At 78.2% G+C, this 431-nt stretch carries 1 protein-coding gene; it reads left to right on the top strand.

Features of this window, described 5'->3' with window-relative positions; genetic code table 11:
• Positions 1–189 precede the first annotated feature (189 nt).
• On the top strand, positions 190–431 hold a 242-nt coding region (locus B7767_RS43030), incomplete at its 3' end, for an SIS domain-containing protein (RefSeq protein ID WP_143653019.1).

Here is a 431-nt window from a genome sequence, read left to right on the forward strand (position 1 = left end):
GGCCGGCCGTCGCCGGGTGCTCAGCCGCTACGGCTGGGCGCGGGTCGCCGCCGCCACCGAGGCGGCGTACTGCGAGGTCCTCGACGCCGAGCCCGCCGCGACCGGAACCGGCTGAACCGCCGACGTCCGACGTTGGAAGGAGGTGCGGGTGCCGCCGCCGTCCCCCCGAGGCGGTGCGCCCGAGACGCCATGACCGAAGACTCCGCCCTGGAAGCCGCCCAATTGCACTGCCGGTCGCTCCAGGAGGCCCTCGACGGCTTCCGCCGAAGCGGCCTGCCCCGGATCGCCGACTGGGGCGGACGCCTCGCCGCCGTGCTCACCGACGGCGGACGGCTGCTGGCCGCCGGCAACGGCGGCAGCGCCGCCCAGGCCCAGCACCTGACCGCCGAGCTGGTCGGCCGCTACCGGCGGGGGGGGGGCGCCCCTTCCGC

This window comes from Streptomyces sp. 13-12-16 (assembly GCF_002114215.1).
Classification (GTDB): Bacteria; Actinomycetota; Actinomycetes; order Streptomycetales; family Streptomycetaceae; genus Streptomyces.